Annotated in this window: 17 protein-coding genes; 11 read left to right on the top strand and 6 right to left on the bottom strand. The window is 57.8% G+C overall.

The genetic code is table 11. The features are described from left to right. Positions 1-341: 341 nt before the first annotated feature. The 8 genes from rfbA (at position 342) to NKI88_RS26555 (ending at position 8,495) form a co-directional block, all read left to right on the top strand. Positions 342-1,223, top strand: a complete 882-nt coding sequence (rfbA, locus tag NKI88_RS26520; protein WP_023732078.1) for a glucose-1-phosphate thymidylyltransferase RfbA — start codon at positions 342-344, stop codon at positions 1,221-1,223. Between the two features lies 1 nt (position 1,224). Beyond that, positions 1,225-1,779, top strand: a complete 555-nt coding sequence (rfbC, locus tag NKI88_RS26525) for a dTDP-4-dehydrorhamnose 3,5-epimerase (protein WP_352658347.1) — start codon at positions 1,225-1,227, stop codon at positions 1,777-1,779. Positions 1,780-1,804: 25 nt separating this feature from the next. Then, a complete protein-coding gene (rfbB, locus tag NKI88_RS26530; protein WP_352658349.1) occupies positions 1,805-2,899 on the top strand; it encodes a dTDP-glucose 4,6-dehydratase in 1,095 nt (364 codons plus the stop codon). Then, positions 2,896-3,804 carry a dTDP-4-dehydrorhamnose reductase gene (rfbD, locus tag NKI88_RS26535; RefSeq protein ID WP_023743690.1) on the top strand — a complete coding sequence of 303 codons (909 nt, stop codon included), beginning with the start codon at positions 2,896-2,898 and terminating at the stop codon, positions 3,802-3,804. Before rfbB ends, rfbD begins: the two co-directional genes overlap by 4 nt. Then, positions 3,801-5,066, top strand: coding sequence for a class I SAM-dependent methyltransferase (locus NKI88_RS26540; protein ID WP_352658351.1), 1,266 nt, complete (start codon positions 3,801-3,803; stop codon positions 5,064-5,066). Before rfbD ends, NKI88_RS26540 begins: the two co-directional genes overlap by 4 nt. A 4-nt stretch (positions 5,067-5,070) precedes the next feature. Continuing rightward, on the top strand, positions 5,071-6,078 hold the full coding sequence (locus NKI88_RS26545; protein WP_352658353.1) for a glycosyltransferase family 2 protein: 1,008 nt from the start codon (positions 5,071-5,073) through the stop codon (positions 6,076-6,078). 110 nt (positions 6,079-6,188) lie between these two features. After that, the gene (locus NKI88_RS26550) at positions 6,189-7,355 is read left to right on the top strand and encodes a glycosyltransferase family 4 protein (protein WP_352658355.1); all 1,167 of its coding nucleotides are present in this window, start codon (positions 6,189-6,191) and stop codon (positions 7,353-7,355) included. Between the two features lie 168 nt (positions 7,356-7,523). Then, positions 7,524-8,495 (top strand): sulfotransferase family protein, encoded by a 972-nt coding sequence (locus tag NKI88_RS26555; protein ID WP_352658357.1) that lies wholly within the window; start codon positions 7,524-7,526, stop codon positions 8,493-8,495. 70 nt (positions 8,496-8,565) lie between these two features. Here NKI88_RS26555 and NKI88_RS26560 read toward each other — a convergent pair whose 3' ends face one another. The 4 genes from NKI88_RS26560 to NKI88_RS26575 form a co-directional block, all read right to left on the bottom strand. Next, positions 8,566-9,681: a methyltransferase domain-containing protein gene (locus NKI88_RS26560; protein ID WP_352658359.1), complete on the bottom strand. Its 1,116-nt coding sequence runs from the start codon at positions 9,679-9,681 to the stop codon at positions 8,566-8,568. Between the two features lie 100 nt (positions 9,682-9,781). Beyond that, the gene (locus tag NKI88_RS26565) at positions 9,782-10,708 is read right to left on the bottom strand and encodes an NAD-dependent epimerase/dehydratase family protein (protein WP_023743695.1); all 927 of its coding nucleotides are present in this window, start codon (positions 10,706-10,708) and stop codon (positions 9,782-9,784) included. Positions 10,709-10,794: 86 nt separating this feature from the next. After that, a complete protein-coding gene (locus NKI88_RS26570; protein WP_352658361.1) occupies positions 10,795-11,541 on the bottom strand; it encodes an ABC transporter ATP-binding protein in 747 nt (248 codons plus the stop codon). 9 nt (positions 11,542-11,550) lie between these two features. Next, positions 11,551-12,342 carry an ABC transporter permease gene (locus NKI88_RS26575; RefSeq protein WP_023743697.1) on the bottom strand — a complete coding sequence of 264 codons (792 nt, stop codon included), beginning with the start codon at positions 12,340-12,342 and terminating at the stop codon, positions 11,551-11,553. 391 nt (positions 12,343-12,733) lie between these two features. On the opposite strand from NKI88_RS26575, the gene NKI88_RS26580 reads away from it, so the two are divergent. From NKI88_RS26580 to NKI88_RS26590, 3 genes are all read left to right on the top strand, one after another. Further along, positions 12,734-14,722 carry an SDR family NAD(P)-dependent oxidoreductase gene (locus NKI88_RS26580; protein WP_352658363.1) on the top strand — a complete coding sequence of 663 codons (1,989 nt, stop codon included), beginning with the start codon at positions 12,734-12,736 and terminating at the stop codon, positions 14,720-14,722. Positions 14,723-14,860: 138 nt separating this feature from the next. Then, a complete protein-coding gene (locus NKI88_RS26585; protein ID WP_023732070.1) occupies positions 14,861-15,793 on the top strand; it encodes a glycosyltransferase family 2 protein in 933 nt (310 codons plus the stop codon). A 17-nt stretch (positions 15,794-15,810) separates the two neighbouring features. Next, complete coding sequence (locus NKI88_RS26590; RefSeq protein WP_023684586.1) at positions 15,811-16,350, top strand: sugar transferase; 540 nt, start codon at positions 15,811-15,813, stop codon at positions 16,348-16,350. Here NKI88_RS26590 and NKI88_RS26595 read toward each other — a convergent pair. Beyond that, positions 16,338-17,273 (bottom strand): NAD-dependent epimerase/dehydratase family protein, encoded by a 936-nt coding sequence (locus NKI88_RS26595; protein ID WP_023670715.1) that lies wholly within the window; start codon positions 17,271-17,273, stop codon positions 16,338-16,340. The genes NKI88_RS26590 and NKI88_RS26595 overlap by 13 nt on opposite strands. After that, on the bottom strand, positions 17,270-18,562 hold the full coding sequence (locus tag NKI88_RS26600) for an O-antigen ligase family protein (protein ID WP_031202480.1): 1,293 nt from the start codon (positions 18,560-18,562) through the stop codon (positions 17,270-17,272). Before NKI88_RS26600 ends, NKI88_RS26595 begins: the two co-directional genes overlap by 4 nt. Between the last annotated feature and the right edge of the window lie 140 nt (positions 18,563-18,702).

Genomic DNA, 18,702 nt, shown 5'->3' on the forward strand with positions numbered 1-18,702 from the left:
CCCCCCCGGGCGGCGCCCCCCCCCGGGGGGGCGGCGGTGTGTGGGCCGGGCCCCCCCCCCCCCCCCCACCCCCCCAACACCCACGGCGGGGGCGCCCCCGGCCCCCCCCGGCTTTTTGTTGTCACGCGTCCGCCAGCCGATGGTGCAAGCCGGTTGCCAAATCGCCACGCCCATTTGCATCGTCAGCTTGTGCCTGGTCGGTCAAATTGCCGCGAGGCGGCAGATGCAGAGCAATTCTGGCGCCGATCCACGGCCGAGATTGAATTGACAAGCCATTGCGCGAAACCTAAGCACGGGCAACTTGATTTCGAGGCGGGGGCCGGTAATTCAAGGAGAGCTTGTTGAAGGGAATAATCCTTGCAGGAGGCAGCGGGACGCGTCTGTATCCCCTTACATTAGCGATCTCTAAGCAGATTCTGCCAATATACGACAAGCCGATGGTTTTTTATCCGCTGAGCGTCTTGATGCTCGCCGGTATCCGCCAGATTTTGATCATTTCGACACCTCGCGACTTGCCGGTGTTTCGGGAGTTGCTGGGCGACGGTTCGGAATTCGGGGTCGAATTCTCCTATGCCGAGCAGGCGCAGCCCAACGGGCTTGCCGAGGCCTTCATCATCGGCCGCGACTTCATCGGCAAGGATAATGTGTCGATGATTCTCGGCGACAACATCTATTTCGGCGAGGGCCTGTCGCAGCTCTGCCGCACTGCTGCGCAGCGCCAAAGCGGCGCGTCGGTGTTCGCCTACCATGTCGAGGACCCGCAGCGCTACGGCGTGGTGTCGTTCGACAAGCTCAGCGGCACGGCTTTGACAATCGAGGAGAAGCCGCGGGAGCCGAAGTCCAACTGGGCGGTCACCGGCCTCTATTTCTACGACAATGAGGTCGTCGACATCGCGTCGACGATCAAGCCCTCGGCGCGTGGCGAACTCGAGATCACGGCGGTCAACAACGTCTATCTCGAGCGCGGGAAATTGCACGTGCATCAGCTCGGCCGCGGCTATGCCTGGCTCGACACCGGCACGCATGACAGCCTGCATGAAGCCTCTTCCTTCGTGCGCACGATCGAGCACCGCCAGGGGATCAAGGTCGCCTGTCCTGAAGAAATCGCTTTCGAGCAGGGCTGGCTGACCGCCGACAAGGTGCTTGAGCGCGCCACGCGCCTGGGCAAGAACGAATACGCCGCCTATCTGCGCCGGCGTGTCGCCGAGCTGACGGAGACATAGAGTGCTGGAAGTCAGGCAGCTCGGTTTGGACGGCGTGCTGGAAATCGTGCCGAAGCGGCACGGCGATGCGCGCGGTTATTTCATCGAAACCTGGAATGCCGAGGCCTTTGCCGAGGCCGGCATCGATCTGCGTTTCGTCCAGGACAATCATTCCTATTCGGCTGCCGCAGGTGTCGTGCGGGGGCTTCACTATCAACTGCCTCCACGAGCGCAGGACAAGTTGCTGCGTGTGATCCGAGGCCGCATTCTCGACGTGGCGGTCGACGTCCGCCGCAGCTCGAAAACCTTCGGCAAATGGGTCGCGCTCGAAATATCGGCCGAGAGAGGCAACCAGATCCTGGTGCCGAAGGGTTTCGCGCACGGTTTCGTCACGCTCGTGCCGGACACCGAGGTTCTGTATAAGGTCACCGACACCTATTCGCCGGCGCATGATCGATCGATCCGTTTCGACGATCCTGATATCGGCATCGATTGGCCGTCGCCGGCCGGCGCCTTCGAGCTCTCGGCCAAGGACCTCAAGGCGTCGGCGCTTGCTGAGGCCGAGGTGTTCGCATGACGCGCGACGATGTGAGGAGAGCGCCATGAATTTTCTGGTGACAGGCGGTGCCGGCTTCATCGGCTCGGCGGTGTGCCGGCATTTGTGCGCCAATCCGGCCTACCATGTGACCAATCTCGACAAGCTCACCTATGCCGGCAATCTGGCCTCGCTGCGCACCATCGAGAATGCACACAACTACAAATTTGCGCAGGCCGACATCTGTGACGAGCGGGCGGTTCTCGACATCCTCCACCGCGACGAGATCGACGTCGTCATGAACCTCGCCGCCGAAAGCCATGTCGACCGCTCGATCGACGGACCCGGCGCCTTCATCGAGACCAACATCGTCGGCACCTACCGGGTGCTGAATTCGGCGCTCGAATATTGGCGCGGCCTTGACGAGGACAGGAAGGCGCGCTTCCGCTTCCACCATGTCTCGACCGACGAGGTGTTCGGCGATCTGCCCTTCGATGGCGGCATGTTCGTGGAGGAGACGCCTTACGCGCCATCCTCGCCCTATGCCGCCTCCAAGGCCGCATCCGACCATCTGGTGCGGGCCTGGCACGAGACGTACGGCCTGCCGGTCGTGCTCTCCAACTGTTCGAACAATTACGGGCCTTATCACTTCCCCGAAAAGCTGATCCCGCTGGTCATCCTCAACGCGCTCGACGAAAAGCCGCTGCCGGTCTACGGCGCTGGCGCCAATGTGCGCGACTGGCTGTTCGTCGAGGATCACGCCCGTGCTCTGGAACTGGTCGCCACAAAGGGCCAGCCCGGCGAAAGTTACAATGTCGGCGGCAATTCCGAGCGTACCAACCTTGGCGTCGTCGAGACGATCTGCGGCCTGCTCGACATCAGGCGTCCGCGCAGCGGCGGCAGGAGCTACCGCGATTTGATCAGCTTCGTGACCGATCGGCCAGGCCACGACCGCCGCTATGCAATCGATGCCTCCAAGATCGGCCGGGATCTCGGTTGGGCGCCGGCGGAGAGTTTCGACAGCGGCCTTGCAAGGACCGTCGACTGGTTCCTCGACAACAAATGGTGGTGGGGACCGATCCGCGAGCAGCGCTACGCCGGCGAGCGGCTGGGGCAAGTCCGGTCGCGCGGCCAGGTTGAAGGCAGGAAGGGCGCGGCGTGAGGCTGGTTGTCACCGGACGCGACGGTCAGGTCGCTGCCAGCCTGCTGGAGGCCGGGCAGAGGCGCGATGGCATCGAGGTCGTCACCCTCGGCCGCCCAGTGCTCGATCTGGCGCGGCCCGATACGGTGTTCGACGCACTCGCGGCAGCGCGGCCGGATATCGTGGTGTCGGCTGCCGCCTACACCGCCGTCGACCAGGCCGAGGACGAGCCCGATCTTGCCTTCGCTGTGAACGCCGTCGGCGCCGGCAAGGTCGCCGAGGCGGCCGCGAAGCTCGGCGTGCCCGTAATCCATCTGTCGACCGACTACGTCTTCGATGGCACCAAGGACGGCGCCTATGTCGAGACCGACGCCACCGCACCGCTCGGCGTCTACGGCGCCTCCAAGCTTGCCGGCGAGCTGGCCGTGGCCGCCGTCAATCCGCGCCATCTGATCCTGCGCACCGCCTGGGTCTACAGCCCGTTCGGCAAGAATTTCGTGAAAACCATGCTGCGGCTGGCCGGCGACCGCGACGAGATCGCCGTGGTCGCCGATCAGTGGGGAAATCCGACTTCGGCGCTTGATATTGCCGATGCGATCCTGCATGCGGCGGCGGTGTTGCGCGGCGACGAGGCGTTTGACGGTTACGGCATCTATCATCTGGCCGGCACCGGGGGGATCAACTGGAGCGGCTTTGCCCGTCATATTTTGGAGACCAGCCGCGCTCATGGTGGTCCTTATGCGCGGGTAGGTAACGTCGAGACCAAGGACTACCCAACCAAGGCGTGTCGCCCTCGCAATTCGCGGCTGTCGACGGCCAAATTCTCTGCCGTGTTCGGATGGACGTCCCCCGAGTGGCCGGAAGCGACGGAAGTGGTGGCACACCGTCTCTTGAGCGGAGAGACGAAACTGGCATTGATAACATGAAAAAGTATCCATTACCTGACGCACCGCAGGACGCGAGGTCGACAAAGGGAAGAGATAAGTCACTTCGCAACATCTACGAGGAACATACCGGAAAAATATCGGACAAATGGTCGATTTATTTGGACGCATATGAAGATATATTTGCGGTTTTCCGAAACAAGCCTGTTCGACTTCTGGAAATTGGCGTTCAGAACGGCGGTTCGCTGGAAATCTGGCGGCAGTATTTTCCGCAAGCGGAGCTTATTGTAGGCTGCGATATCAATGCGGCCAGTGGTAAGCTGACCTTCGATGATGAGAAGATCGCAGTTATCGTCGGCGATGCCAACACCGCCGACGTCGAACGCGACATTGTCGCCCAGACCGCAAAATTCGACATCATTATTGATGACGGCTCGCACCGATCCTCGGATATCATACGCTCTTTCGCCCGCTACTTCCCTCATCTTGCGGTGGGAGGCCTGTACGTAGCTGAAGATTTGCACTGCAGTTACTGGGGTAAGTATGAGGGCGGCCTATATGATCCTCTTTCCTCCATGTCATTTTTCAAACGTCTGCTTGACGTGGTCAACTATGAGCATTGGGGACTACACCACCTTCGTGTCGATGTGCTGGCCGCGTTTTCTCAGAAGTACGACGCCGTGTTCGAGGAAACTTCCCTGGCTTCGATCCACTCCATCGGGTTCTTGAACTCGCTTTGCATCGTCGCCAAACGTCCGTCACAGGACAATGTTCTGGGTCCCCGTCGTGTGGAAGGCCGGGTTGCACTTGTCGAGGGCAGCATGCTGGCCCTGAACGGTACGGTAAACATACCGATCGATGAGACCGGGAATCCATGGTCGCTGCGTCGTGCGACAATGGAAGAGGAGATTGAAACCAACCGGGAACTGGTCGAACACCAAATGGCTCGCATAGAGGCGCTCTCCAATGAGATCGCGCAGCGCGATGTCGAGATCGCGAATGAGATCGCGCAGCACGATGCCGAAATCGCGAGGCTGGCGGGCGAGAGCAAGGCTCATGAGGCTCTGGCCGGACAGTTGCTTGCCGAGCGGGAGCAAGCGCGCTCCGAGGAAAAGCGGCTGCGCAGCGTTCTCGATGCCGTTTATGCAAGCACCTCATGGCGCGTAGCCATGCCGATGAGAGCAGCAAAGCGCCTTTTGGTTGGCTTTGGAAAGGTCGGGCGAAAATTAACTCCCGGTGCACATCGGACCTCCAACTCTCCTGTTTCGCGGAATAGGACGAGCGACAATTCGAAAACCGGATGAGACCATGAGTGCCGATCCAAACAATAAACTTCCGGTATTTTCAGCAGCGAAGCCTTTAGTGTCCGTGATTATTCCTGTGAAGAACGGACTGCCGCAATTCAAGCGCGTCATCGAGATGGTTTCCAAGCAGGAATTCGAACAGGGATTTGAGGTAATTGTTATCGACTCCGGCTCAAAGGACGGCTCTAAGCAATTGGTACCGACCAACGACCCTAGATTCAAATTAATCGAGATAGAGCCTTGCTCGTTTGGGCACGGAAGGACAAGGAACCTTGGCGTTCGTGAAGCAAGGGGAGAATTCTGCGCTTTCCTAACACATGATGCTTGTCCCGCCAATTCTTTTTGGTTGAAGGAACTGGTGAGACCGCTCTTGGAGGATGATCAGGTTGCTGGTGTATTCGGTCGCCATGCAGCCTACGAGGACGCAACGCCGTTCACGGCTTGGGAGATCGACACTCATTTTTTGGGATTAAGAAATTGGCCGAAAGTCTGGATCAGCGACGCGAGATTGTATTCGAAAACGCAGGGCGTTCGACAGGTATTTCATTTCTATTCTGACAATTCATCCTGTTTACGCAAGTCTGTGTGGCAAGATTATCCTTATCCAGACGTTGATTTTGCAGAAGATCAACTATGGGCAAAGGTGGTAATTGAAGCCGGTTTTCGTAAGGCCTTTTCATGGGATTCGTTGGTGAACCATTCTCATGAATACTCTCTATGGCAAAGGGTGCAGCGAAGTTATGAGGAAGCAAAGGCATTCAGAGAGCTGTTCGGATACAAGTTGTGCCCGACAGTGCGGTATTTGTTCGGGCAAGCTTTGAGAACCAGCGCGCGCGATGTTGCGCTCGCGTTTAAGAATGGTTGGGTAATTTCTCATCCCGTAGCTACTTTCAAGAAACCTCTAGATAATTTAGCACGACAGGTCGGGTATTACATCGGGACCAATAGTTCTAAGTTTGCGAGAAAATACGGTAATGCGTTGTCCAGAGACAAGCAATTGCACGCTAGATAGGGGTCGTTTTGGATATGCTGTCATCAAATCTTTCAAAATTTGCAAGGACTGTACGGCGAGAGGGATGGCGGGTCGCGACACGCAAGGCTGTTTCTCGAGTGATTGCAACGATGCCGCCAGTCATTCAGGGCAAACAAGACGCTATTGGGCACTATGAATTTCTTCTGGGGGAGGAGCAGGGTTTCGGATTGAGGATCACCCATGACAATACTCCGATCGGCTCGATGACGTGGGTAATCCCAGACTTCAATGCGTCTTCAGGTGGCCACATAAATATTGTTCGCATGATGCGACTTCTGAAAGATCGAGGGTTCCCCAACCAGCATGTCGTGGTTATGGAACCGCATCGATGGAATTCTGTGGAAGAAGCGCAAATGGCGTTCAACCAGGCTTTCGGAGATCACGGGATTACAATTTCGCTCGGCGTTCGCTCAATCGAGCCGTGCAATTATCTGGTTGCCACGGGCTGGCAGACCGCCTATTGGGTTTCCAAATTTCGCGACACAGAGCATAAATTATACTTTGTTCAAGATTTTGAACCAGAATTTTATGCGCATGGTAGCGAATATTCGTTTGCAGAGAATACCTATAAGCTTGGTATGACAGGTATTACTGCCGGGACATGGTTGGCAGAAAAACTTAGCCGAGAATATGGAATGACGACGTTTCCGTATTCGTTCGCTTGTGACCTCAGTCTGTATAATCCGCAAAGAAGACGTTCGGGCTCCGTAAGGCATATACTTTTCTATGCTAGGCCAGTCACCCCGAGACGTGGATTCGAAATGGGTCTTCTCGCTCTGAAGAAAGTCTGTGAGAGGCTTCCGGATGTTGCGGTGATCTTTGCAGGTTGGGATGTCGGAGCGTACGAGATTCCTTTTCATCATCTCAATGCAGGCACGGTTTCCATTGGAGAATTGCCGGACCTGTACTCACAATGCGACGTCGCCCTAATTCTCTCGGCAACCAATCTTTCGTTGCTCCCGCTTGAAGTCGCAGCTTGCGGCTGTCCTGTAGTGCTTAACAGAGGGCCTCAGTCTGAGTGGCTCATGTCCGATGAGGAGGCTGTATACTGCGATATGAGTGTGGATGGGATATCACAAGCCTTGATCAGGCTATTGGAAGACCCGGTCGGAGCAGCTAGGATTGCAGAAGCGGGCTTGAGACGCGCGAGGGCAGGCAGTTGGGATTCCGAGGCAGACAAGTTGGCGGCATTCCTCGAGTCCCTATCTAGGGAGGCCGTCCATGCGCGCCCCTCAGCGATCAAGCACGAGGCATGAATTGTTTCACACCAGGAGGCCGGGTCGCTGGGACCTCGCAACAAATCTGAGTGGAACTGTGCATCTTGGCTCACGGTCTCGGTGGAGAGGAATTTGAGTGGGAACGATCTTGAAGATGCTTCCTATCACCGCTAGGAAGCCCCGCCTTCCCAGCGGAGACCACATTACATGATTGTCAAGCCCGGCTTCGACACTAATACCAAGACAATCGTGATCATTGGAGTGCAGCGCGGCGGGACATCGATGGTCGCTGGGATAGCGCGGGAGCTTGGGGTCAACCTTGGGCGGAACCTCGGCAACAACCATGAAGATCCAGAATTCATCACGGAAGACCTACAGGCGATCAAGAAGGTAGTCGCTCATCGTGACGCGAAGTACAATGTATGGGGCTGGAAGATGCCCCACTCTTCCGAGTATATCGTGCGGTTGCTGCCTCACCTTCGCAACCCATTCGTGATCGTTGTGTTCCGCAATCTGGCCGCGATAGCCGAGAGTCAGATGAAGCAATCGGATGTAAATTTTCGCGATGCATTCAGCTTTTCGGCAACGCGCTTGGCGCAGGTAGCTTCTGCAACTCAAGAGATCGATTGTCCTCTCATGATCGTCAACTATGAGCGGGCGGTGCTGAAGCCCTCGAATTTATTAGATGAGTTGTGCGCCTTCCTCCATCTGCGGCCATCGGAGGACGAGCGCGAACGAGCTCTCGCGATGACCGACCCGCAGCGCGGCTACGTCAGAACCAAGAAGGAAGACTGGACGGCCCGGGTATCAAAGGCGGAGAGTTTCGATTTCGGATCAAAAGACGCGATTGAGGCCTTCCAGTGTAATGTAGGACTATCTCTGGTCGACAATTGGATCCAGAAGGATGGTGGTCAACCGCACATCCTGTTCGAAGGCCTAGCAGGTTACAAGCGGGTATATCTATCGTTTGTAAGGCGCAGCGCTCCGGCCTTTATCGATCTATGTGTCAACACAGGCGACGGCTACACTGACGGCCTCACCGACAGGATTCAGCTATTCCACGGCGAGAACGTGATCACCATTGACGCGGAAAGTATCAATGGGATTGCGATCTATCCACAGTTTGACGGAGCCGCCTCAAACACGGGCCTTTTCAGGATAACCGTTGATAAGGCATGACCAAATCGCCATCGAGGCACCTCGCTTGGAAGCATATCTTTGGTTTCGTAGCACTCACCTAATGGACGTTTCACGCTCTTTTTGAAAATACCGTCGTTGTGCCCCACGCGATTTCGAACTGCTTTTCAAGCGAGAGACGCGTAAGAGGGGGATCTTCATCTCTTGCAAACCGTTCAGCCAGCGAGAAAATCTCTCGCACCGGCATGTTCAGAAATTCCTCTCGCACTCCAGCATCAAGTCCCGAATGATAGACTCCAAGTATCTGATTTAATGTGTTTATTGGATGGTTCGAGCGGTGGATCGTTTGGCTCTCAACGTCGAGCTGCTCAAATAGCTTCGTTGCACCAGATCGAGTTGCATTAAAATAATGGGACGGATAACCGTGCTCCGCCTGTAAGAATGGCATCATCAGAAGAAGTTTGCCACCGGGCTTCAGCACCCGTACCAGTTCCCTTGCGCATTGGAAGGGGTCATCTACATGCTCAAGAACAGCCAGTGATAGTATCCCCGCGAACGAGTTATCCTTGAAGGGTAGAGATTGTCCTATCGCAAGGACGTCTGTGCTGGGATAGTCATAGATCTCTACGTTTATCACGTTTGGAACCGGGCGCTTTCTCAGGCCAGCCCCAGCATCTAGTGCAATGGCTCCACTAGGCAATCGCTTGAGGAATTCATGAATCATTCCGCCGTAGAAATGCGAAGAGACAGCATCAATTTTAGATTCGAGTTGTGGCGAAATGGGCCAGCCTTCCGGCAGCGCCGACGGTGCTACGCAGCCCTCGCATTGTTGCAAGTCACGGTTCAAGATTTGCTTCAAAGAATCAAGCTTGGCAGCTTGATTGGCTCTGCAACTGTTAGCCAAAGCAATCGCCTCATCAGTTACGGCAACTGCCACGTCGGCTGCCCTCTCGCCCTCAGCCCTGAATATCAGGTCCAACGTTCCCGCTTTGTGTATCTCGTTTCGTACGAAATCCACGTAAAAAGTGAAGCCAACGCCCTGAGAAGGGTCAAGATCAGCCCTCCGGTACGTTGATAATCGAAATTTCCCTGTTCGACCGTCCAAGGTTTCATAGCCAATGGAAATTTCAGTACCAAACGGCTTCGCGATCCAACCGTTAACGGCGTCGATTGGATGTCGTAGAAGCCTATCTCTGGGCTGGTCAATTTCTACTCTGGTTAGGCCCATGAAAAAATTCCTATCGCTTCTTCAAGGAATGGAATGGCAGGCTAGAGACCGGTCTTCTTCTCAAGGGCTTTCTCGAAATACTGTGCGCGCAGCGACATTGTTATCGCCCCGTACCGCTCATGCTTGCTACTGTCTTGGCGATGCCCTCGTCAAAATCGGTTCGTGGTACCCACCCCAGAACGGAGCGCGCGCGCGAGACATCCAGACTGGCAATGTCAACGTCAGTGTTTCTGGCAGCAACGTATTCGCGCTCGAAACGGTGGCCCGTTGCTGATTCGACCGCGGCAATTATCTCGGTAACGGACCGAACCTGGCCACTGCCAATGTTCAGGATTAGGCGGGGGGTGCTCGGCAGCACAAGCGCGCTTTCTATCGCGTTGATGACATCCTCAACGTAGATATAGTCGCGACGCGCTTGGCCGTCGCCGAAAATTCGGACGGGTAGGCCTTTCTGCCAGTGGTCTAGGATGGCTGGGATCAGCCCTTGACCCTTGCGGAAGGCTTGCCCTGGACCAAAAGGATTGGCGACCCGCAGGATCACGTATTCCAGCCCTTCGAGATGTCCATGCATCTGAATGTATTTTTCCACGATGAGCTTGGTCAGTCCGTGTGAATTTATGGGGTTGGTAGCGCAGGTCTCCGGCGTAGGTATTGGCGCACCAGGGCCATAAACCGTGCCCCCAGATGAGAGAAACAAATAGCGTCTCACGCCAGCCCGCACACAGGTTTGCAGGAACTCTACATGGGGAATAACATTTTCCTGAATATCGGCGATGACGTGGTCGTTCTTGAGGCCGGGACTCGAGGTCGATATTAATTGCACAACAGAGTCGACGTCTTGCAGCGAAGAGGCCATTGCGATCGGATCACGCAGGTCGGCTTCAACAAAGTCAACCGACTTGTCAAAGGAGCGAAGGAATTCTGGGTCAAATCTTCTGGATACGGCACGAATTGCCACACCCTGTACCGCCAACCGCCGAACAAAATGACGGCCAATGAACCCGTTCGCACCGTAAACCCCAATCATGCCGCTCCAACACCTTTGCCGCAAAACCTTTATTACTTTATCAAACTAATCCAGCCCGTCCCTGCCCCAACTCCAGCAACTTTCTGTCATGACAAGACAATTTTTTCAGTTCCGGTGTGTTTGACCGGCCCTGCCGTTAGCGATTCCACGCGGCCGCTTTTGAGCGTCAGCTTTTTTGTGCACACTCTTTCGATGAGGCTCTCATTGTGGCTTGCCAGAACGATGATGCCGGCCTTTTCCGCCAATTCGTCCATGCGCCTTTGGGCCTTGTCTTGAAAAGAGGCATCACCGGCACCGATCCATTCGTCCATTAGCAGAATTTCGGGATCGAGCGCGGTTGCTGCCGAAAAGGCAAGCCGCGCGGCCATGCCCTGGCTGTAAGCCTTGAATGGCAGGTCGATGAAGTCGCCGAGCTCGCTGAAAGCGATGATACTTTCCATCTTTTCCTCGATCTCGGCTTCTGTCCATCCGTTGATCAAGCCACGCAGAACGATGTTCCTGCGGCCTGTGGCTTCGCGGCGAAAGCCTATGTTGATGTTGAAAAGGGCGTCGACCTTGCCTTCTATGGCGATGTTCCCTCCGGATGGTTCATAGATTCCGTAGAGCACCTTGAGTAGTGTCGTCTTGCCCGCTCCATTTGGGCCGACCAAGCCTAATCGGTCGCCGGCCTTGAGCTGGAAACTGACGCCGTTGAGCGCCTGCACGAACTGGTTTCTGCCTGAACTCTCAATCCTGCCGCCTGGTCCGCCCATACGCCGATCCGGCGCGGAAAGCGTCAACTTTTCGTGCAGTTTGTAGACCAGACTGACGTTATCCAGCTTGATAGAAACCATCGAAAAAACTCAAATCAGGAAAACAACTTGCCTGCGATATCGGCCAAGCAGCAACAATGCAATCGCCCACATGAACAAGGAAATATAGACCGTTACGGCGAATGCGTGCATCGGAAACGCGCCGTTCGTGATCGGCTCGCGCACGATTTCCAGGAAATAGCTGAATGGATTCCAGTGGTAGGCGTATTTCTGTATGCCGTCCTGTCCGCTGTAGATCCAGAAGACAGGCGTAAAAAACATCCCGACTCGCATGATGTTGCCGACGATGAACTGGCTGTCGGGAAAAAATGCGCCGAGGAAGGCGAAGACCGTGATGACAGCTGGAGTGGCGAACAGGATCAGGAGTAGCCCTGCAAGCGACCATAGCCATGCGGGGGTAAGTCCCGAGCCGCTCAGGAGCAGAATCACGATGCAACCTGCGATCGCATAGCCCACGCGAATGACGGACTGAACCGTCATCCGCATCACGTACACAAACAGGGGCAGGGTCGTGCCCTCTATGAAGCTCTCCTCACGCTGGAAGAGGGAAACACTCAAGGAGATGATTTCCATCAGGTAGAACCAGACCATCAGGCCTATTGCGACATAGGCGGAATAGCCTGCGGCATCCTTACCGGCAGGCTGGAACACGAAAACGAATGTGCCGACGAACGCGATGTAATTGACCAGCAGCCAAAGCGGGCCAAGTGTCGTGCGTCTGTGCTGGTCGCCGATATCTTCGTGAGCAAGCGCAATCCAGACCCGATGCAGCCTCATAGCCTTGCTGATATCGTCGAGGGCGCCGTTCAGTGCCAAAATCATTGTTGGTGTCGCAATCCGTTCTTGGTCGCTTCGTATGTCCGATGGCCACATGAGGCGAGGGACATTTCATAGCCATTGCGACGAGCGTATGGCAAATGATTGCGGCTTAGTGAAGCCCAGCAATATCTTGAGCGCCCATTAGCAATGTCTTTTGGACCTGTACAATTGTCCTGAAAGGCCACAGTTCAGCCAATTGCGATTGGTCCGGAACAGCCGCATTCACCTTTGATCACATATTCGTCAAAAACATCTGGCGATACCCCCGACTCCGCGCTATTGCGATAGCTGGGCAAGGGACTTGGAATTTGCAATCTGGAGTGGTGACGGATGATGTTCCATCCGGTGCCTGTCCGGTATTGATATACCCGCGCCTGGAGTTCAGTACTACCCAATGACATCATACGTACAAGCCGTATCGGGACTTCGGCCGAAGATGCGGCGCGCCATTATAATGATCCAGGATCTGGTCATGGTCCTGGTCGCGGTGGCGCTGAGTCTGGGGCTTTCTCAGTCGAGACTTTCATTCGACGCGCTCTCCACGGCCGGCCTGGCGTGCTGGGCAAGTATTGTTTTTCTCAGCCATATGCTGTTTCGCTATTGCGGCCTCTACAACACCGTGTGGCGTTTCGCCTCCACGCCGGACTTCTTCAACATCCTGAAGAGCTGCGCCATCCTGACCGTCACGCTCTATGTCGTCTCGCTGGCGGTTCGATCGTTTCAGCCGGTGACCGGCCTCAACGAGCGCCAGTTCATCGTCTTTTTCCTCGTCTCCTTCACCATCATATCGGCGCCTCGGCTCTATTACCGGTTCCTGCGCGACGGGGCGAGCTGGCGAATCCTGAGCCGCAACGCAAACAATGCGGCGATCAAACAAGCGCTGTTCGTCGGCAGGCTTGGCGAAGCAGACGTCATCATCCGCTTCACACGCACGGCCGAGCCGGCCGAATATTCCATCGCCGGCATCATGGCCATCGAGAACGGCGCGCCGTTGGGAACGCAGATCCAGGGCGTTCCGGTGGTAGCCGTGCGGCCCCGCCTGGTCGAGGTCCTCGAAGAATATGCAAGAGGCACCAAAAGCCTCGACATGCTGATTTTCGGCAATGGCACCGAACGCGAGATCGAGGAATATTCGGAACTGGTCCGTGTCGCCCGTCACAGCGGTATCGCCGTCGTCCAATTCTCCGGCGTTTCGGAGCTCGGCCAAGGCGGAAAGCTGGTACTCGACGCTGTCGAGATGGAAACCATCCTGCGCCGCCCCACAGTTGCTTCCGATATTGAGCGGATCGGCGGCTTTATCGGTGGCAAGCGCGTCCTGGTCACCGGCGGCGCCGGCTCAATCGGTCGCATCCTGGTCAAGCGGTCGCTGGAACTTGGCGCCGAGGCGGTTCTGGTCGCCGATATCTCGGAGTTCGGTATTTTCCAGCTCGACCAGCAGGTTGACGAAAAGGACCATGTCCGGCTCAAGAGCCGCATCGTCGATGTCACAGACCGGCGCCAGATCACCCGCGTCGTCAGCGATTTCAAGCCCGACATCATCTTCCATGCCGCCGCGCTCAAACATGTGCCGCTGCTCGAGGAAAATTGGGAATCGGCGATCCAGACCAACATTTTGGGCACCCTCGTCTGCGCCGAGGTTGCCGCCAAATGCGGGGTGCCGCAGTTCCTGCTGATTTCCAGCGATAAGGCGGTCGATCCGACCTCGGTGCTCGGTATGACGAAACGCGCCGCCGAGCAGATCGTCTCTTCGCTGCACGAAACGCACGCCACCGGGGCCAGCGGCCGTCGCTCCGGCACCAAGTTCATCGCCGTGCGGTTCGGCAATGTCTTCGGCTCCAATGGCTCGGTCGCCACCATCTTCCAGGCGCAGATCGAGGCCGGCGGTCCGGTCACCATCACCGATCGCCGCATGACCCGCTACTTCATGACGGTGGCCGAAGCCGTCGACCTCGTCATCATGTCGGCGGCCGACGCCGAGCGGCGCCAGGGCAAGGACGACTACGCCATCTACATGCTCGACATGGGCAAGCCGGTGCCGATCCTCGAAGTCGCTGAAACCATGATCCGCATGGCCGGCAAAAGCCCCTACACCGACATTCCGATCCGTTTCACCGGGATCAGGCCGGGCGAGAAGCTTCACGAAGTGCTGCATGGCGGCAATGAGGAGATCGTCGCGCTGGATATCCCCAAGATCTTCGGCCTCAGGACCGATGTCGTGGGATGGCCCAAGGTCCAGGCGGCGCTGACATTGCTGCAGGCGGCCATGCGCGATCAGGACAAGGCCTCGGCGCTCGCCGTCATGGCCGGCCTCTATCAGGCGGAAGAGCCTCCAAGTGAGGCACGCCGGGAAACCGTTGCGAAAACAGTCGGGCAAGCTGGTTAGAGCAATTCCAAGAAAAGTGTGGAGCGGTTTTCCGTCCGGGATTGCGTCAAAACAAAGAGCCTGTCCTGATCGACCGGGATTGGCTATTGAAACCGATCCGATGGCCGTTCCCAGGCGTTTGCAGATGATTTTGAACCAGTGAGCAGACAAGATCAGCGCGTGGCCGTGCTGCTGGGCACGAAAGATGGCGCGGCTTTCCTTGACGAGCAGCTCGCGTCGCTGGCTGCGCAATCGCATCCTGTTGTCGACCTCTGGGTTTCCGACGACGGTTCGACAGACGGCACTTCGGCCATTATCGGCGCCTGGCAGAGCCGCTGGTCCAAGGGCCGGTTGACCCTGTCGAATGGTCCTCGCCAAGGCTTTGCCGCCAATTTCCGCGCGATGATCATCGATCCGCGCATCGAGGCCGACTACTACGCCTTCTGCGACCAGGACGACATCTGGGAGCCGGACAGGCTGGAGAGCGCCATTGCCTGGATGCAAGGGCACGACGCCGGAACGCCGCTGCTGTTTTGCTCCAGAACCGCGACCATGTCCGAAACCGGAGCAGCGCAAGGGTATTCGCCGCTGTTCCAGCATCCACCCGCATTTCGCAATGCGCTTGTGCAAAGCATTGCCGGCGGCAACACGATGATGATCAACCGCGCCGCGCGAAAGTTGCTGGCAAAGGCATCGGCAAGGACCGAGTTCGTCAGCCATGACTGGTGGACCTATCTGATCGTCACGGCTGCCGGCGGCATTGTCCGCTATGACCCGCGACCGCTGGTGCGCTACCGCCAGCATGAGGCAAACCTGGTCGGCGCCAACGTGTCGTGGAAGGCGAGGCTGTCGCGGCTGGGGCGCCTCTTCAGGGGCGAGTTCGCCGTCTGGACCGATCACAATCTGAGCGGCCTGGCCGTCAATCGCGACATCCTCACGAGGGATGCCGCCGCCTGTCTCGGCCTGTTCATCAGGGCGCGAAAGGGCGGTATCTTGCGACGCCTGCGCCTTCTCAGGAAAAGCGGCGTCTACCGGCAGACGCTGGCTGGGACGCTTGGGCTCTATGTGGCCTTCATCTGGCGGCGGATCTAGAGCATGCTGAGATGGCCATGAGGGGACCCAAGCGAGCTTTCGATCTCGTCGCGGCGGCGGTTCTGTTGCCGCTGACCTCGCCCGTCACCCTGCTTGCCATACTGGCAATCAGGCTGTCGTCGCCCGGACCGGCACTCCTCTCCCAAACTCGCGTCGGCCAGCACGGGGTGCTGTTTCGCTGCCACAAGTTGAGGACGATGGTTGTGGGAACGCCATCTCTGCCCTCGCATCAGGCGCCGGCAAACTCCGTCACCGCCGCCGGTAAGGTGCTGCGAAAATTCAAGATCGACGAGCTGCCGCAGCTCTGGAACGTGCTGAAGGGCGAGATGAGCCTGGTCGGGCCGCGTCCATGCCTGCCCACGCAAACCGAGTTGGTCGACCGCCGCAGGCAATTGGGTGTGCTTGCCGCACTTCCAGGCATTACCGGGCTTGCGCAGATGAGAGGCATCGACATGTCGGATCCGAAACTCTGCGCCGAAACCGATGCCGAATATCTCAGGGGAGCCTCGATCGGACTCGACGTCAAAATCCTGCTTGGCACAATCTACCGGACCTGACGGGCCTGTCGTGCAAGTTCCTCAATCCGGCCGAGCGTGTCGGTTTCCGGCATCCAGCCTTCCGAGATCAGCAGTGACGGGTCGCAAATCTGTGTCGCCATGGAAGCGTCGTACGCTGCTTTTCTGCCAAGCAGTGTGGCGAACAGCCTGAATGGCCAGGCCGGCACAGGAACGAGCCGGGTCGGAACGTCGTATCCGTGCCTGAATGCAGTCAAGATTTCGAACATCGCAACGGGGGAAGCATCGCCCAGGACATAGGTCGGGCGCGGTGGCGTGGGACGAGTCAAAAGATGCGCCACGGCGCCAGCCACCGCGTCGCGCGATATCAGCGAACGAACTGCGGTGAAAGCGCCTAAGGGCAATGGTAAGGCAATGGCGGCAGCCCGCATCATTCCACGCAGGTTTCCCTTCATGCCTTCGCCATAGACCGGCGGCAGGCGCAGCGCCGTGGCATCGGAGGGCCTGGACGCATAGGCTTCCAGTGTCTTGATCTCGCCTTCGCGTTTCGAGCGCCCGTAGGCGCATTGCGGGGCAGGGAGCGTCGCCTCGCTGATCGTTCCGCTGAAACCGGGACCGGCTACTGCCCGGATCGACGACAGATAGATGAAGCGCCCGCTTGTCCGCGAGGCGGCCGCGCGCGCCAGCTGCGCGGTCAGTGTCGCGTTGGCTGCCATGAAGTCGGCTTCGCTCGCCTTGCGGTCGTTGTTGAGCGCCGCACAGTGGACGACATGGGTGATATCTCGCATCAGCGCCTGGTATGCCTGAGCCGGTGCGTCGAAGTCCGGCAACAAAACCGCATCGCTCACGGGATCGAGCCGTTCCGGGTGGCGCGATGCCATGCGCACCCCGAACCCGGCTTCGCGCAGCTGGTTGACGACCTGCCTGCCGATGAAACCCGTCGCGCCTGTGACCAGCACTTTCACGGCCGGCTTGCCTGGGGCGCCGGGGCCGGTGCCTGTTGTTCCGGCAGCATTTGTTGCCGGCCCGATGCAAGATATGTCCCGGACACCAGGAACACCATCAGTGTGGCATCGAGGATGTCGTGGCCGACCAGGATGCCGGTCAGGCCGCCGATGAGGTAGATGATCGCAGTGACGACAATCATCGTGGCGCCGAACCGCTCGATCGCGTCCGTGCTGGTGCGCAGCACGATGGCCGCGTTTCTCGCGGCAACGAAGAACACAGCCGCGAGCGTTACGGCTCCAAGCAGCCCGGCCTCCACCAATGCAGTCAGGAAGCCATTGTGAAAATGGCTGAAGCCCGTGGACGGCATGTGGAACTGATTGTGGAATCCATCCTTTATCAGCTCACGGCTTGCAGCAATGCCGTGACCGAAAATCGGCATGTCGTGGAAGGCGCTCAGCCCAATCTGCCAAAGTGCTGCGCGCAAGCCGAGCGCGGTCGTGTGGTCGCCCTTCGTGGCGAGCGCATCCCAGTCGCTGAACAGGAAGGCCGCGCGCTCGGAAATGATGGGGAGACCAATGACTGCGATGACGATGCCGATCGCGCCCGCAATCAGCAAAAGCCGAATGGCGTTTCTGTTGTTGAGCTTGCGACGGTTGATCAGCAGGACCGCGATGCCGGCCACCAGCATCGCTAGCCAGATGATCCGCGACCCCGAATAGACAATGGCGACCGCACCGGCCAGTGTCGCGCAGGCCAGCAACGCCCTGTTCTTTTCGACACCCGATAAGGCGCCTGCCAGGCACATCATCATGCTGAGGCAGGCGACGGTCGCGAACACGATCGGATTGCCGGCGCCGCCTTCGGCCCGTATGCCCAGCCCGTGATATTGCACGACCGCCAGCAGCAGGGCGCCAAAACAGGCGGCGGCGCTCGCCAGCACGACGATGCGCGTCAGCGTGGTTTTCTCGGTAATGCTCCAGGTCGCGTATGAGACAGGGAAAAACAGGAAGGTGATCAGCCCTGCCAGATGCGGCGCATCCCTGGCGATCGAATTGTTGACGATGGAGGCGAGCACGCTGGCTGCGCAATAGGCATAGATGGCCACCGTCATCGCGGTCATCGGCCGGTCGATGTTGAAACGCCGTCTTTTCAGCGCAAGCAGAAGCACCGACCACAGGCCGCCGCCATTGAACAAAAAGCTGACCGCCGATCCCAGTACCGGCGGGAAAAAGAAGCACAAAATGGAGAAGGTGACGTTGATCCGTGACGGCGAAACGTGCTGCTTGATGGCGGAGATCGGGGTCAATGCTCTGGTTCACAATGCGCTGGGTCGCGTGGCGACGGACAATGTTTGGCGGCGGCATTTGCGGCATGCCGCCCGGCGCAGGTTCAGGAGCCGGTATAGCGGCTGGGTGCGGTTTTCGAAAGTGCGACGAGGTCGGGCCG

The sequence above is a fragment of the Mesorhizobium sp. M0317 genome (assembly GCF_040321555.1).
In the GTDB taxonomy this organism is placed as follows: domain Bacteria; phylum Pseudomonadota; class Alphaproteobacteria; order Rhizobiales; family Rhizobiaceae; genus Mesorhizobium.